17 protein-coding genes are annotated in these 15524 nt (G+C 64.6%); 10 read left to right on the forward strand and 7 right to left on the reverse strand.

Translation table 11 applies throughout. The features are described 5' to 3' along the window. Positions 1–12 precede the first annotated feature (12 nt). On the forward strand, positions 13–666 hold the full coding sequence (locus WG908_RS06050) for a glutathione S-transferase family protein (RefSeq protein ID WP_340185666.1): 654 nt from the start codon (positions 13–15) through the stop codon (positions 664–666). Positions 667–807: 141 nt separating this feature from the next. On the opposite strand, the gene WG908_RS06055 is transcribed toward WG908_RS06050, so the two are convergent. Continuing rightward, positions 808–1185 carry a GtrA family protein gene (locus tag WG908_RS06055; protein WP_340185667.1) on the reverse strand — a complete coding sequence of 126 codons (378 nt, stop codon included), beginning with the start codon at positions 1183–1185 and terminating at the stop codon, positions 808–810. Between the two features lie 81 nt (positions 1186–1266). Between WG908_RS06055 and WG908_RS06060 the strand changes: the two genes are divergently transcribed. Further along, positions 1267–3150: a hypothetical protein gene (locus tag WG908_RS06060; protein ID WP_340185668.1), complete on the forward strand. Its 1884-nt coding sequence runs from the start codon at positions 1267–1269 to the stop codon at positions 3148–3150. Here the strand turns inward: WG908_RS06060 and WG908_RS06065 are convergent. Continuing rightward, positions 3112–3570 (reverse strand): nucleoside deaminase, encoded by a 459-nt coding sequence (locus tag WG908_RS06065; RefSeq protein WP_340185742.1) that lies wholly within the window; start codon positions 3568–3570, stop codon positions 3112–3114. The genes WG908_RS06060 and WG908_RS06065 overlap by 39 nt on opposite strands. A gap of 54 nt (positions 3571–3624) precedes the next feature. Continuing rightward, positions 3625–3834, reverse strand: a complete 210-nt coding sequence (locus WG908_RS06070; protein ID WP_445326670.1) for a hypothetical protein — start codon at positions 3832–3834, stop codon at positions 3625–3627. A 167-nt stretch (positions 3835–4001) separates the two neighbouring features. On the opposite strand from WG908_RS06070, the gene rpmB reads away from it, so the two are divergent. Beyond that, positions 4002–4298 (forward strand): 50S ribosomal protein L28, encoded by a 297-nt coding sequence (gene rpmB, locus WG908_RS06075; RefSeq protein ID WP_340185669.1) that lies wholly within the window; start codon positions 4002–4004, stop codon positions 4296–4298. A gap of 58 nt (positions 4299–4356) precedes the next feature. Here rpmB and WG908_RS06080 read toward each other — a convergent pair whose 3' ends face one another. After that, entirely contained in the window at positions 4357–5355 is a 999-nt protein-coding gene (locus WG908_RS06080; protein ID WP_340185670.1) for an esterase-like activity of phytase family protein, read from the reverse strand. A 185-nt stretch (positions 5356–5540) separates the two neighbouring features. On the opposite strand from WG908_RS06080, the gene WG908_RS06085 reads away from it, so the two are divergent. After that, positions 5541–5966 (forward strand): glycine zipper 2TM domain-containing protein, encoded by a 426-nt coding sequence (locus WG908_RS06085; protein WP_340185671.1) that lies wholly within the window; start codon positions 5541–5543, stop codon positions 5964–5966. 53 nt (positions 5967–6019) lie between these two features. Here WG908_RS06085 and WG908_RS06090 read toward each other — a convergent pair whose 3' ends face one another. Then, positions 6020–6244 (reverse strand): hypothetical protein, encoded by a 225-nt coding sequence (locus WG908_RS06090; protein ID WP_340185672.1) that lies wholly within the window; start codon positions 6242–6244, stop codon positions 6020–6022. A gap of 111 nt (positions 6245–6355) precedes the next feature. Further along, positions 6356–6571: a circumsporozoite protein gene (locus tag WG908_RS06095; RefSeq protein ID WP_340185673.1), complete on the reverse strand. Its 216-nt coding sequence runs from the start codon at positions 6569–6571 to the stop codon at positions 6356–6358. 189 nt (positions 6572–6760) lie between these two features. Between WG908_RS06095 and WG908_RS06100 the strand changes: the two genes are divergently transcribed. The 4 genes from WG908_RS06100 (at position 6761) to metH (ending at position 12410) form a co-directional block, all read left to right on the forward strand. Beyond that, entirely contained in the window at positions 6761–7735 is a 975-nt protein-coding gene (locus tag WG908_RS06100) for an ArsR/SmtB family transcription factor (protein WP_340185674.1), read from the forward strand. Then, positions 7732–8655 (forward strand): methylenetetrahydrofolate reductase, encoded by a 924-nt coding sequence (gene metF, locus WG908_RS06105; RefSeq protein WP_340185675.1) that lies wholly within the window; start codon positions 7732–7734, stop codon positions 8653–8655. The genes WG908_RS06100 and metF overlap by 4 nt, the downstream gene beginning before the upstream one ends. Next, positions 8652–9698, forward strand: a complete 1047-nt coding sequence (locus tag WG908_RS06110) for a homocysteine S-methyltransferase family protein (protein ID WP_340185676.1) — start codon at positions 8652–8654, stop codon at positions 9696–9698. The genes metF and WG908_RS06110 overlap by 4 nt, the downstream gene beginning before the upstream one ends. 84 nt (positions 9699–9782) lie before the next feature. After that, on the forward strand, positions 9783–12410 hold the full coding sequence (gene metH, locus WG908_RS06115) for a methionine synthase (RefSeq protein WP_340185677.1): 2628 nt from the start codon (positions 9783–9785) through the stop codon (positions 12408–12410). Positions 12411–12707: 297 nt separating this feature from the next. On the opposite strand, the gene WG908_RS06120 is transcribed toward metH, so the two are convergent. Further along, complete coding sequence (locus tag WG908_RS06120) at positions 12708–13676, reverse strand: sensor domain-containing diguanylate cyclase (protein WP_340185678.1); 969 nt, start codon at positions 13674–13676, stop codon at positions 12708–12710. A gap of 322 nt (positions 13677–13998) precedes the next feature. On the opposite strand from WG908_RS06120, the gene WG908_RS06125 reads away from it, so the two are divergent. Continuing rightward, positions 13999–14328, forward strand: a complete 330-nt coding sequence (locus tag WG908_RS06125) for a terminase small subunit (protein ID WP_340185679.1) — start codon at positions 13999–14001, stop codon at positions 14326–14328. A 251-nt stretch (positions 14329–14579) separates the two neighbouring features. Continuing rightward, positions 14580–15512: a right-handed parallel beta-helix repeat-containing protein gene (locus tag WG908_RS06130; RefSeq protein ID WP_340185744.1), complete on the forward strand. Its 933-nt coding sequence runs from the start codon at positions 14580–14582 to the stop codon at positions 15510–15512. Positions 15513–15524 lie beyond the last annotated feature (12 nt).

Here is a 15524-nt window from a genome sequence, read left to right on the forward strand (position 1 = left end):
AGCGGCAGGGCGATGGAGCTGTTCGGCCACCCCTTCTCGTCCTATTGTCAAAAGGCGCTTGTCGCGCTGTACGAAAACGACGTCGCCTTCGACTTTCGAATGCTCTCGCCCGACGCTCCAGGCAATGGCGCGCGCCTGGCGGCGCTCTGGCCGATCGGCAAATTCCCGGTTCTGGTCGATGCCGGTCGCACCGTGGTGGAAGCGAGCATCATCGTCGAGCATCTGCATATCCATCGTCCGGGACCGGTCCGGTTGCTTCCTGACGATCCCGCCGCCGCGCTCGACGTGCGGATGCTCGACCGCTTCTTCGACAATTATGTCGCGACCCCGCAACAGAAGATCGTCTTCGACGCCCTGCGGCCTGAAGGGTGCAAGGACGCGGCGGGCGTCGCCGATGCCCACGCGATGCTGGAAAAGGCGTATCTGTGGGCCAACGCGCATATGGCCGGGCGGTCATGGGCGGCGGGGGACGCTTTCACGCTCGCCGACTGTTCCGCCGCGCCGCACCTCTTCTACGCGCACTGGACCCACGCCATCCCGGCGGCGCTGGGCGACCTGCACGCCTATCGCCGACGCCTGATGGCGCGGCCCTCCTTCGCGCGGGCGATGGATGAGGCGCGGCCCTGGCGATCCTATTTCCCGCTCGGCGCGATCGGGGACGATTGAACGCGCCCGTGAATGCGCCTGCCGCTGTCTACACACAGGGACGCTGCTAGACCGGCAGCAGCCGATAGCGGGAAGCGTAATTTTATGTCGAAGGCGTGATGTTAAACAATCGAACGAGCGTGAAAAGTGCGAAGTTAAGCTTCACCTGAACACCCATTGCCGTTGCAGCACGAACACCGCCGCCGGCGTCACGAACAGCATCGCCGGGATGGGCGACCATTCGGGCCACCCCATCCAGGTCACCGTCAGCCCGACCCACAGCGCGTTCAGCGCATAGCTGACCAGCGACACCAGGACGAAGCGAAAGCCCCGCGCGCCATGTCCGTCGCTCGCCCGGTGACCGCGAAAGGTGAAGGCGTTGTGCAGCACATAGCCCAGCGCGACGGCCGCGAGATAGCCGGCGAAATTGGCGATCTGGGGATGAATTCTCACGATCGCGGCCAGGCTCCAGTAGATCGCGGCCTGGCACGCGGTGACGGTAAGGCCCGTCACTCCGTAGCGGACGATCTGCCAGAACAATGCACGGCGTTCGGATGAAACTGTGCCGATGATGGTCGTTGCCCCCGTTGCGCTTTGCCCCCGCTCGTTTAGGGGCGGGTCATGGACTTGAAAAGGGATGCCTTGCGCGATCGGGCACTACGCGCCTTCCATGAACAGTCGGTCTTTGCGGACCGCCACTGGAAATGGCTGATCTTCCTGTTCTGGATCGCCACCGCCGCCTGGCTCCTGACCGCGCGCTGGCCGTCGGTCGAATGGTTCGTGCTGTCGGACACCGACGACAATATGCGCTATCTTCAGGTCCGGGACTGGCTGGCGGGGCAGGGCTGGTTCGACCTGCGGCAATATCGGCTCGATCCGCCGGGCGGCGCGGACATCCACTGGTCGCGCCTCGTCGACCTGCCGCTCGCCGGATTGATGCTGTTCTTCCGCGCCTTCGCCGAAACGGGCCTCGCCGATCGCCTCGCCTGCGGCATCGCGCCGCTGCTGCCGCTGTTGCTGCTGATGTTGGGCCTGGGCTTTGTCGGCCGGCGGCTCGCGGGACCGCACGGCTGGATCGTGGCGGCGGCCGCGCCGCTCGCGGCGCAGATGGGCCTTGGCATGTTCGCGCCGATGCGGATCGACCACCATGGCTGGCAGCTTGCGCTGACGGTGACGATGCTGGCGGGGCTGGTCGATCGCAACTGGCTGCGCGGCGGCGTGATCGCCGGCGTGTCGAGCGCGCTATCGGTGGCGATCGGCATGGAAATGATTGTCTATCTTGCCGCCGCCGGCGCGCTGGTCGCGCTGCGCTGGGTGTTCAAGGAAGGCGCTGCGCGGCGAATGCTGCCCTATGCGATCAGCCTGGGCGGTGCGAGCGCGCTGCTGTTCGTCCTGTTCGCCAGCAACGCCAATCGCCTGCCGGTATGCGATGCGCTCTCGCCGGTCTGGGTCGCGGTGTTTTCGGCGGCCTCCGCCGGCATGGTGCTGCTGGCGCTGTTGCCGTTGCGCCGCTGGCCGGCGCGATTGGGCGCGGGCGTGCTCGTCGGTGGTGCCGTCGCCGCATTCTTCTGGCTCAACTGGCCGCAATGCCTGACCCCCTATCAGATATCCCCCGAGTTGCAGCGCCTGTGGCTCGCCAATATCCGCGAGGCCAAGTCGATCACCGCGCAGGCGCGGAGCCTGGTGGTGCCGCTGATGGCGCTGCCGGTCGCCGGGCTGGCGGGCCTGGTCTGGGGGCTGTGGCGCGCGCGGCGCGACAGCGAGATGCTGTGGGCGTGGGCGACGGTGGGGCTGATGATGCTCTTTGCGACGGCGCTGCTGTTCTGGCAGTTGCGGGCAGGGCCGGCGGCGCAGCTGCTGGCCATTCCCGCCGCCGCCTTCGCGGTGCATCGGGCGATCGTCGCGGCCCTGCGTGGCCGCCCGGCGGGGATCACGGCCGCGCTGCTGGCGATCGTGATATTGTGCGCTTATCCGCTCTATCCCCCGGCCAGCCGACTGGTGGCGCGGATCGGCGGCGCGCCGGTCGCGCCCGCCAAGCCCGCCGTCACCAGCCGTCGCGAAGCGATCCGCAAGGCCAATGGCCGCTGTCGCACCCTGCCTGCGCTGGCCGTTCTGGACCAGCTGCCGCCCGCGACCATCTTCACGATGGTGGATCTGGGGCCGCGCCTGATCGCGACCACGCATCATCGCGCGATCGCCGGTCCCTATCATCGCAACGGCAAGGCCATTCTGGACATCCACAAGGCGTTCGACGGCCCCGCGGACGGCTTCCGCGCGGTGGCCGCGCGGCATGGCGCGACGCTGCTGCTGATCTGTCCCGATTTCCCCGAGGGCACGATCTACCAGTCTCGCAGCCCCGGCGGCCTGTATGCGGCGCTGATGCGCGGCCAGGTGCCCGACTGGCTGAAGCCTGTCCGCCTGAATACCGGGCTGACGCTGCCCTACCAGCTGTATCGAATCGAATATTCAGCGCCGCGCGGCGAAAAAGTCGCGGAGCAGCGCTGACGCTTCCACTTCGGCAATGCCGCCATAGATTTCCGGACGGTGCAGGCATTGCGGCCGGGCAAAGACTCGCGCGCCCTGTTCGATGCCACCGCCCTTGGGATCGGACAGCGCATAATAGACACGCGCGATCCGGGCATGGGAAATGGCCCCCGCACACATGGCGCACGGCTCCAGCGTCACCCAAAGATCACAGCCGGTCAGCCGGAAGTCGGACAGGTGCCGGGCGGCAGCGCGAATCGCAACGATCTCGGCATGTGCCGTGGGGTCGCTGTCGCGCCGGTTGCGATTCTCGCCCTCGCCGATGACGTGTCCGTCCCGCGTCACCACCGCGCCGATCGGTACTTCGCCGGCGATGGCCGCCTCGCGCGCCAGGTCTAGCGCGCGACGCATCGGATCGGGCAGGGGAAAGGGGCTGGCCATCGCCATCGCGCCTACACGAGCGGCGAGCGCGACGAAAGGCACAAGCCCGCCTGTTCAGGGCTTGCGTACGTCCACTGTCGGCACTTCGACGGTTTCGTTGCGGGTGCCCACCTCTATTCTGGCGACATCGGCTTCGGGCAGCGAGCCTCGCTTGATCGCGACCTCGGGCAGGCTGCCGCCGCGCAACTGGACGAGGCCGAGGGCCAGCGCGCCCGCAATGAGGATGAGCAGGACGACCAGAAGGCCGCTCACGAACTTCAGCATGATGTCCTCCGGGTTAGAAAGCTGGTAGCAGAACGAGCCTGCGCGGAAATGGTTGCGCTTGCGCACCGATTTCCCGTGGTCGGCGGAGCAGCGCGGGTTGACGGACGGTGGCTTTGCCGCTATCCGCGCCGCTTTCCGACCGAACCCGAAATACAAGGTTGATTGATATGTCGCGCATCTGCGAACTGACCGGCAAGGGCCGCCAGGTGGGTCACAATGTGTCCCACGCCAATAACAAGACCAAGCGGGTGTTCCTGCCCAATCTGCAGAATGTCACGCTGATGTCCGAGGCGCTGGAAACCGGCGTTAAGCTGCGCGTGTCGACCCATGGCCTGCGCTCGGTCGAGCATAATGGCGGCCTCGACAACTGGCTGCTCAAGACCGACGACGACAAGCTGTCGCTCAAGGCGCGTCGCCTCAAGCGCGACATCCGCAAGAAGCAGTCGGCGACCGTCGCCGCCTGAGTCGCGCCATCGGGTGAGATTTACAAGGAGCGGCTCGGAAACGGGCCGCTTTTTTGCGTCATTCGATCAGGTCATCATCCAGCGCGAATTTGAGCAGCAGCGTTCGCTGGAAAAATTCGTGGTTATCGTCGGATATGATCCAGAGCGTGCGCTGCCCGTTCGACTCTCGGCCCAGTGCAATCCCTTCGAAATTATCGGCCAGCAGCGGCGGCGCGAGCCGGGCGAGAGTCCTCGTCAACAGCCGGTCGCCCGCCTCCGGCCGCTCGGGCAGCGCAACGATGGCGATGGTCGCCGTGAACAGCTCCGACAAAGTCAGGCGGCGGTTGAGCACCAGCACATGGCGCTCGTCCAGCGCAACCGCATCGGTGGGCCGATAGCCCTGCGGCGGAACATAGCCCAGCGGGATCGGGGCGGCGGTCGACGCTTCGGCCGGATCGCCGGGGAACAGCAGCGCCTGATGCGCGCCCTGTCGGGTCATCGCCATTTCGGCGATCGCGAGGAAGCGGCCGTCCGGCAGGCGGACAAGTGATTCGATCGACCCCGTCTTCGGCCAGGCCTTGACCTGCGGCCACACACGGCAGGCCTCGACGCGGGCAAAACCGGGGGCATAGCGGCAGATGCGCTGCTGCAACTCAAAGCCGACCCAGTAGCGATCGGTCATCGGATCATGCGTCAGGCTTTCCGAATCCCACCACCACCATTGTTTGTCGCGCTCGTCCGGCCGGATCGGCAGCGGCGCGATGAAGGCGCGGCGCAGATCCCCCTGACGCAAGCCAAAGCCCATCAACATGCCCGAATCGCTCAGCGCCATGACCCGATCGCCACTGTCGACCAGCAGCGCCGACAGGCCGCCAAAGGCGCGGTTGTCGCTTCGCAGTTCCCAGCCGCCAAGATAGGTCAGCGCGCCCACGCGGCGCAGCGCGGGTCCGCTGGCGCGCAGCGGCAACGGTCGGGCCGCGACCAGCAGGGTGCCGGGGCGAACGGCCAGGGGCTTATGCTTGTCGGGCGCGGGCAGCAGTGCGACGGCAAGAGCAAGGATGGTGAGGACGCGGCGCATCGGCGCTGGGCAATAGGCTATTCACGACGCGCTGACACCCCCCTCCACGCGAGCGAGGCAAAAACTGAACGGCGGCTGACACCCATATTCAGGATCAGGTCAATGCGACTCGGGCATATAGGGTGCAATCGATGGATATCCGTCGAGCGATATGATCTGATAGTGCAACTGTGAGGAGCGCCGCCATGAAAACCAAGTTCCTGATCAATATGGGTGCAGCCCTTGCAATGGGTATCGCATCCCTGGCCGCCACGGCTACCCCGGCAATGGCACGCGACGGCTATCACCGTGGCTATGATCGGGGTTACGATCGCGGCGATTATCGTGGCTATCGCGGTGACCGTGGCTATCGCGGTGATCGCTATTATCGCAACAATGGCTATTATCGCGGCGGTGACCGTTATTATCGCAACAGCTATCGTGGCGGCTATCGTTGCCGGGACAACGGCACGGGCGGCACCATCATCGGTGCGATAGCCGGTGGCCTGCTGGGCAATGAGATCGGCAAGGGTTCGGGACGCTACGGTCGTCGCGGTGACGGCACGACCGGCGCGATTGTCGGCGCGGGCGTAGGCGCGCTCGCCGGCCGGGCCATCGATCGCAACTGCTGATCGGCTGGCTGACGAATGGTATCAGGGGCCACCCCGGCGACGGGGTGGTCTTTTTATTGGCCGCCGCCGGTCTGATTCGCGCGATGGCGATCGGCGCGCGCAGCAGCGCTGGCGGCCGGGTTGACCGATCCGTCGACAGGCAAGGCCTCGTCCGCGCGCGTATCCAGCATGGACGCCGCGTCGTTCAGGGCGCTCGCCTCGCTGGCGCTCACGCCCCCCACCCCGTCGGCAGGTTCAGAATCGCAGCCCGCCAGCCATGCCACAGCGGCCAGGGTCATGATTCTTGCCGCTAGCTTCGTCATCGCCCGTTCCTGTCCTCATGGCCCAGCAAAAAGGCCGCCCCGTTCCCGGAGCGGCCCTGTTTCGCAGTCGAATGATCGACCGAAGATTTACATCGCGTTCGCAGCGTTGTTAGCGACGTTTTCAGCAGCGTTGCCGGCGTTTTCAGCAGCATTCATCGCCGCGTTCATCGCGTTGTCAGCGGCGTTAGCAGCGTTTTCGGCCGAGTTTGCAGCTTCGTTCGCGGCATTTTCAGCGCCGCCCGTGCAAGCGGCCAGGCCGAGCGAAGCGGCGAGAACGAGCGAAAGAGCAATGGACTTGGTCATGGAGAACCCCCCTCAGAGAATAAAATAGCGCAGACAACTCTCGGAGAAAAATTCGCCCTCCATTCCGCCTGCGGCCCTGATTCGTAATGCTTTGGCCTGATCAAGGCAATCCCATTCCTGCATTTACGGGCCAATCGCAGCCGGATATGCAACTTGACGTATATAAAGAAAACTTTATATTATGCGGGAATGAGCGCAGCATTGGACATTTTCCGGGCGTTGGGAGACGCAACGCGACTGCGCATCTTCTGTTTGTTGCGGGCGATGGAACTGGCCGTGGGCGAAATTGCCCAGGTGGTCGGACAGAGCCAGCCGCGCGTGTCCCGCCATGTTCGCATCCTGGCGGAAGCGGGCCTGGTCGAGCGGCGCAAGGAGGGCAATTGGGTATTTCTGCGCATCGGACGGGGTGATGCTGCCATGGCGCTGCTGGCCCTGTTCGATCGGCTGGCGCTATCGGAAAACGACGCTCTGTGGCAGGCGGCCGATCTTGCCCGGCTGGCGGCGGTGCGCGATGACCGGGCGCGAGCGGCGGATGCCTATTTTGCCGATCATGCCGAACATTGGGATGCGATCCGGTCGCTGCACGTTGCCGAGGCGGAAGTAGAGGCGGCGATGCGCGCGATGCTGAATGGCGATCCGATCGGGCGGCTGCTCGACATCGGCACCGGGACCGGGCGCGTGGTCGAACTCTTCGGTGCGCAGGCGCTGTGCGTCACCGCTATCGATCGCAGCCCGGACATGCTTCGACTCGCCCGGGCCAAGCTGCCCGACGATGCGGGGGACCGCTATGCGCTGGTGATCGGCGATTTCATGGACCTGCCCGTGGAAGCGGGAGCTGCCGACACGGTTGTGCTGCATCAGGTGCTCCATTATGCGCAGGCGCCCGAACAGGTCATCGCGGAGGCCGCGCGCGCCTGTGCGTCGGACGGTCGCGTCCTGATCGTGGACTTTGCGCCGCACCAGCGCGAAGAGCTGCGGCTGCGCGACCAACATGCGCGGCTGGGCTTTTCGGACGACCAGATCGAAGGCTGGTTTGGCGCGGCCGGACTCGCGCTTGAACGGGTGGAGACGCTGCCCGGCCAGGAACTGACGGTGAAATTATGGCTGGGGCGGCGGCGCGCGGACGCGCGGGTCGTGCCCATCGAAGGACGCAAGGCATCATGACGACTCCATCCGCCGAACAGGCACCGCTTTATGCGGATCTTGCCGGCGACCTCAATGTCAGTTTCGAATTCTTCCCGCCCAAGAGCGAGAAGATGGAAGCGCAACTGTGGTCGGCGATCGAAACGCTGACGCCGCTGGCGCCCAAATTCGTGTCGGTCACCTATGGCGCGGGCGGATCGACCCGTGAACGCACCCATAATACGGTGGCGCGGATCGCGCGGGAAACGCCGCTCGCCGCAGCCGCGCACCTGACCTGCGTCGCGGCCAGCAAGGCCGAAATCGACGAGGTTGCCGATGCCTATTGGGACGCCGGTGTGCGGCATATCGTCGCGCTGCGCGGTGACCCGCCCGAGGCGGGAACGGCATTCGCCCCGCATCCGCAAGGCTATCGGGGCGCGGCCGAACTGGTCGAAGGCCTGCTCAAGCGGCATCCGTTTGAAATTTCGGTCGCCGCCTATCCCGAAACTCACCCGGACGCCGCCAGCCCGCAAAGCGACATCGACAATCTCAAGCGTAAGCTGGATGCGGGCGCGACCCGCGCGATCACCCAGTTCTTCTTCACGCCCGATGCCTATTTCCGCTTCCGTGACACCGTGGCGGCGGCCGGCATAAGCGCCGACATCGTGCCGGGCATCATGCCGGTCAGCAATTTCGCCGCCGTCCAGCGCATGTCCGCGATGTGCAATACCACGGTGCCCAGCTGGATGGGCCGCCTGTTCGATGGGCTGGACGATCATCCCGCCGCGCGTCAGCTCGTATCGGCGACGCTGGCGGCGGAACTGTGCCGCAACCTCTATATGGGCGGGGTGCGGGACTTTCATTTCTACACGCTCAACCGCGCGGAACTGAGCTATGCGATCTGCCATCTGTTGGGGCTGCGACCGCAGGTGCGCGCGGCCGAACCGGAGAAAACCGCATGACCGCCGAAGAACAGTTCCGCAAGGTCGCCGCCGAAAAGATCATGGTGTTCGACGGCGGCTATGGCACGTCGATCCAGAAATATGGATTGTCGGAGGCCGATTATCGCGGCGATCTCGACCTGCCAAAGGACCAGAAGGGCAATAACGACCTGCTTTGCCTGACCCGGCCCGACATTGTCGAGGCGATCCACACCGCCTATCTCGATGCCGGTGCGGACATGATCGAAACCAACACGTTCAGTTCCACCCGGATCGCGATGGCCGATTATGGCTGCGAGCATCTGGTACGCGACCTCAACATCGCGGCGGCGCGGATCGCGCGCCGATGCTGTGAAGCCGCGACGGCCCGCGATGGTCGCCCGCGCTTCGTCGCCGGGTCGATCGGGCCGACCAACAAGACGCTGTCGATCTCGCCCGACGTCAATGATCCGGCCTTTCGCGAAGTCGACTACGACACGCTCAAGGGCCATTATCGCGAACAGTGCGATGCGCTGATCGAGGGCGGCGTGGATTTCCTGCTGGTCGAAACCTGCTTCGATACGCTCAATGCCAAGGCGGCGGGCATGGCCGCGCGCGAGGCGGAGGAAGCGTCGGGCCGCTCGGTGCCGCTGATGCTCAGTTTCACCATCACCGACATGTCGGGCCGCAATCTGTCGGGGCATACGGTCAATGCCTTCTGGTATTCGCTGCGCCATTTGAAGCCGCTGACCATCGGCGTGAACTGCGCGTTCGGGGCTGACCTGTTGCGGCCTTACTTGAGCGAACTGTCCAAGAACGCCGACACGCTGATCCTGGCCTATCCCAATGCCGGGCTGCCCAACGAGCTGGGGCAGTATGACGAGTTGCCCGAAACGACGGCGAGCCTGATCCGCCAGTGGGTGGACGAAGGGCTGGTCAACATGGTCGGCGGCTGCTGCGGCACGACGCCGGACCATATCGGCGCGGTGGCCAGGGCGCTGGCGGGGGCAAAGCCAAGGGCGGTGCCCGAATTGCCGGTCATGACGAGGCTCGCGGGCCTCGAACCGATGCACATCGCGGCGTAGTCGACAACGTCATCCCGGCGCAGGCCGGGATCTCGTGCCTCTTGGGGCGCACTTCAACACGGGGAGACCCCAGCCTTCGCTGGGGTGACGAATGCAAAAATGACCACCAGCACGCCCACGTCCACCGGCGCCAATTTCGTCAACATCGGCGAGCGCACCAACGTCACCGGCTCCGCCAAGTTCAAGAAGCTGATCATGGCGGGCGACTATGCCGCCGCGATCGAGATCGCGCGCGAGCAGGTGGAAAATGGCGCGCAGATCGTCGACGTCAATATGGACGAAGGGCTGCTCGACGCGGTCGAGGCGATGACCACCTTCCTCAAGCTCATGACGTCGGAGCCGGACATCAGCCGCGTGCCGGTGATGATCGACAGCTCGAAATGGGACGTGATCGAAGCGGGCCTCAAATGCGTGTCGGGCAAGCCGATCGTCAATTCGATCAGCATGAAGGAAGGCGAGGAGGCCTTTCTGTACCACGCCCGCAAATGCATGGCCTATGGCGCGGCGGCGGTCATCATGGCCTTCGACGAGACGGGGCAGGCCGACACCAAGGAGCGCAAGGTCGAGATTTGCGAGCGCGCCTACAAGTTGCTGATGTCCATCGGTTTCCCGCCCGAGGACATCATTTTCGATCCCAATATTTTCGCTGTCGCGACGGGCATCGAAGAGCATGACAATTACGGCGTCGACTTCATCGAGGCCTGCAAGGAAATCAAGCAGCGCTGCCCGCACGTTCATATTTCGGGCGGCCTGTCGAACTTCAGCTTTTCCTTCCGCGGCAACGAGCCCGTGCGCCGCGCGATGCATTCGGTGTTCCTGTACCACGCGATCCCTGCCGGATTAGACATGGCCATCGTCAACGCCGGGCAACTGGACGTCTATGATGCGATCGACCCGGCGCTGCGCCAGGCATGCGAGGACGTGCTGCTCAACAGCGATCCGCAGGCCGGCGAGCGTCTCGTCACGCTGGCCGAAAGCTATCGCGGCACCGACGCCGCGACCGAAAAGGCGGCGCAGGAATGGCGCGGCTGGCCGGTGGCCAAGCGTCTGGAACATGCGCTGGTCAAGGGCATCGACATCTATGTGGTGGAGGATACCGAGGAAGCGCGCCTGACCGCCGACAAGCCGATCCATGTGATCGAAGGGCCGCTGATGGACGGCATGAACGTGGTCGGCGACCTGTTCGGGGCGGGCAAGATGTTCCTGCCCCAGGTGGTCAAGTCCGCCCGCGTGATGAAAAAGGCGGTGGCCCATCTGCTGCCCTTCATCGAGGCGGCGAAAGAACCAGGCGCCAAGGGCAAGGGCAAGATCATCATGGCGACCGTCAAGGGCGACGTGCATGATATCGGCAAGAACATCGTCGGCGTCGTGCTCCAGTGCAACGGGTTCGAGGTGATCGACATGGGCGTGATGGTGTCGTGGCAGGACATCATCAAGGCGGCGAACGAGAATGACGCCGACATGATCGGCCTGTCGGGCCTTATCACGCCGTCGCTGGACGAGATGGTGACGGTGGCCGCCGAAATGCAGCGCGCGAACATGACCATGCCGCTCCTCATCGGCGGCGCGACCACGTCGAAGGTCCATACCGCGCTGCGCATCGACCCGGCCTTTGCCGGGCCGGTCGTGCATGTGCTGGATGCCAGCCGCGCCGTGGGTGTGGCGACGGCGCTGGTCAGCGAGACGCAGAAGACCGATTTCGTGCAAAAGACCAAGGATGACTATGAGCATGTCCGCGTCACTCGCGCCAACAAGGGGCAGAGCGCGCTGGTCAGCCTGGAGGATGCCCGCGCCAACGCCTTCGAGATCGACGAGAGCCTCAAGGCCCCGCGCCCGCGCCTGCCCGGCGTGCATTGCTTCCCCGACTGGGATCTCAAGGACCTGCGCGACTATATCGACTGGACGCCCTTTTTCCGCGCATGGGAACTGGCGGGCAATTATCCCGCCATCCTGGAGGACAAGGTCGTGGGCGAAAGCGCGCGCAGCCTGTTCGCCGACGCACAGGCGATGCTCGACCGCATCATCAACGAAAAATGGCTGACCGCGCGTGGCGTTGCCGGCCTGTGGCCCTGCCGCCGCGAAGGCGACGACATCATCGTCCATGTCGAGGATGAGAAGCACTATACCCTGCCGATGCTGCGCCAGCAGATCCAGAAGCGCGAAGGCCGCGCGAACATGTGCCTCGCCGATTTCATCAGCCATGACGGCGACTGGATCGGCGGCTTCGCTGTATCGCTCCACGGCATCGAACCGCATCTCGCCCGCTTCAAGAACGCGATCGATGACTATTCGGACATACTTCTGAAGGCGCTGGCCGATCGCCTCGCCGAAGCCTTCGCCGAACGCCTCCATCACTATGTCCGCACCGCGCTCTGGGGCTATGCCGAGGGCGAGCAGCTGACCAACGAAGCTCTGATCAAGGAACAATATCGCGGCATTCGTCCGGCGCCGGGCTATCCCGCCTGTCCCGAACACAGCTTGAAACCGATCCTGTTCAAGATGCTCGACGCCCACCACGCGACCGGCATCACGCTCACCGAAAATTTCGCGATGCTGCCGACCGCGGCGGTCAGCGGCTTCTATTTCGGCCACCCGCAGGCGGAATATTTCGGCGTGGCGCGGGTCGGTCGCGATCAGCTGGAGGACTATGCGCAGCGACGCGGCATCGATCTGGAGACAGCCGAGCGCTACCTGCGGCCCAATCTGGATTGAGGCGGGCAGGGCGCCCACCGTCCCCTTCCCACCGTCACCCCGGACTTGATCCGGGGTCCCGCTTTTTGCGCGAGGAAGCAGAAGAAAGCGGGATGCCCGGTCAAGCCCGGCATGACGAAAGGGGACTCGCGATGAACGACCAATGCCGGTCGTTCAGGCGTCAACGGTCCCGTCCGAAAACCTGCCGTTCGTCAGGGCAGTCGCAGAACCACTGCAATAGCTAGCGAGATCGACGGATAGCCTCTCCGTTGTCCTACTACATTCTAGCCAGCGAGCACAGACCTCGCGGTGCACGTCTCACTCTACGCCGGGCGCAAACACAAGCGATTTGGAGAAGCGGTTGCGCCCTTCGCTTTTAGCCCGATAGAGGGCGTGGTCGGCGGCTTGTAAAAGTCCTTCTGGCATGCGCATCGTCCCTCCCACGCGGGCAAGAGCAGTGGCAATTCCAATGCTGGCGGTCACGACCGGCGCGGCGGAGTTTCCAAGATGCGGTATCTGCAAAGCCTCGATCGCGCGTCCGATCCGGCCGGCAATTTCCGTCGCGCCGTCCGCGCTCGTTCCGCTCAAAATCACGGCGAACTCTTCGCCGCCATAGCGGCAGGCAATGTCACCGGGGCGGGTAAGCGCGGAACGGGTAGCAGCCGCCACGCTGCGCAGGCAATCATCGCCTGCCTGATGTCCATATTCGTCGTTAAACTGCTTGAAATGGTCCAGATCCAGGAGCAGCAATGAAAGTTGAGACATCTCGCGCACTGCCTTGCGCCATTCGAGATCGAGCGTCTGGTCGAATGATCGCCGGTTTGCCAGCCCCGTCAGACCGTCCTCCAGGGCAAGTGCGGCTAATCTCTCCTCCAAATGTTTCAGATCGGTGATGTCGCGCAGGACGAGGATGGTCGATCCCGTGCCGTCCTCGGACAGAACGGAGTTGCCCTCGACCCAGATTGAAGTTCCATCGGCGCACAGCAAACGCGTCTGGTGACGGAGCCGCACCGTTTGCCCGCTCCGATGATCCGATAACGCTTGGGCCAGTGCAGGTCTGTCCTCTTCGGGAACGAGCCACACCATGTCAGTGCCGACGACCTGCTCCGGCTTGTAGCCCAGCATGCGCTCCACCGAGGGCGATACGTACGTTACCATCCCGTCGGGTCCAAAGTGGGCGAGTACATCGGACGCCTGCTCGGCAAGCACGCGATACACGGATCCATCAATCGGCTGGACAGACGCAAGGCGGGGCTTGTGCCGAAGAAAATCGCTGAAGAATGTCATTGGCCATTCCTGAAATAAGGCAGCGTAGGCCGAAATGTTTAAGAATTGGTATGCGGCGGCGGGAAATGCCGAAGACGATTCTGCGCAGGAATGCTTCAGAAAGGCCGTTCAATTTACCTCAAAATCATCATCCTCGAGTCTGGATAGAGGACATTGTGCCGCCAACCCCGGGCCGGCGCACAATTGGCGGATGGGGCCTCTCCCGACGCATTAACGCTGCAAGTTGGGCAGCAATCCCGGATCGCAATCCGAAACCGCCCGGTCCGTTGCCCACCCCAAATCCCCCTTCCAATGTAGGAAATCTTCTGGTCTATCCTCATGGATGGACCAGCACCCCACATCCCCTCCGCCCGCGCCACCGCCCGCCGACCGCGCCCGCTGGACGCCGGACAGGCAGCGCCTCTTTCTCACCGTCTTGCTCGCTACCGGCAATGTCACGCAGGCCGCTCGGGCTGCGGGTATGTCGCGGGCCAGTGCGCATCGGTTGCGGCGGCGGCTGGCGGGCACGCCGTTCGACCGGACCTGGGATCGCGCGCTGGCGCTCCATGCGCAAAGTCTGGCCGATCCTTTCGCCCCCGATCCCCTCGCCGCAACGCCCGTTCCCCCTGTAACCCAGGCGGTGCGTCGCCGATGCGTGGGTGGCGCGCCATAATAGCGTTCCTGTCGCGTCGCTGTAACTCGGCAGCCGCGTCACCATCGCGTCGCGGGGACTTCACCGTCGCTTCACGCGCCCTTTTGCCCGCAATGCCCCTCTCATGGTGTGAACTTCGCCGCTGTGGCGCCGCTGTGACCCTGAACCGCCCCGTAAACCTTTGCCCGCCACTCTGTCCCATAGCGGGGCAGGGCGGCGTTAACCCCGTTTCCGCCTTGGTCGGCGCGCTGCCCGCGCCTATCCTTGCCGCCATGCGCATCCTGTCCACCGCCATCCTTCTGTCCGCCGCCATTACCGCCAGTGCCTTTGCGCAGGGCGGCGGTCAGCCCTTCACCGTCGCGGAAACCGGCCGGGCCTATGGCTCCCTGTCCGAAGCGATCGGGGCGATCGGTGGCGGGCGCGGCACCATCGTCATCGCGCCGGGCACCTATCGGCAATGCGCGGTGCAGGAAGCGGGCGACCTCAGCTTGCGCGCGCAGACGCCGGGTACGGCGATCTTCGATGGGGTCGCTTGCGAGGAGAAGGCAGGCCTGGTCCTGCGCGGACGCAGCGCCACGATCGACGGCGTCGTGTTCCAGAATTATCGCGTGCCAGACGGCAATGGCGCTGGCATTCGTCTCGAAACCGGCAACCTCACCATCACCAACAGCCTTTTTCGCAGCAGCGAAAACGGCATATTGGCCGGCAACGACGCCTCGGGCGCGGTTACGATCGACCGGTCGACCTTCCGCAAGCTCGGCTATTGCGGCGACGATTGCGCGCACGGCATCTATATCGGCCGCTATGGCAGCCTGACAGTCACGCGCTCGCGCTTTGATCAAGGGACAGGCGGCCATTATATCAAGACGCGTTCGGCGCGGGTCAGCATCACCGACAACAGCTTCGACGACAGTGCCGGCCACGTCACCAACTATATGATCGACCTGTCCAACGGATCGACGGGAACGATAAGCGGCAACGAAATGGTGCAGGGCCGCGACAAGGACAATTACAGCGCCTTCATCACCATCGCGCCCGAGGGACGCGAACGGACGAGCGCGGGCCTGACCATCGCCAACAACAGCGCCGCGTTCGTTCCGGGCCTGTCGCGCAGCAGTACGTTCGTCGCCAATTTCACCGACGACGCGGTCAGGATCGGCGCGAACAGGCTGGCGAGCGGGATCAAGCCGTCCGACCGGCGTTGATGGATGGGCGAC

The organism is Sphingobium anseongense, assembly GCF_037725245.1.
In the GTDB taxonomy this organism is placed as follows: Bacteria; Pseudomonadota; Alphaproteobacteria; order Sphingomonadales; family Sphingomonadaceae; genus Sphingobium.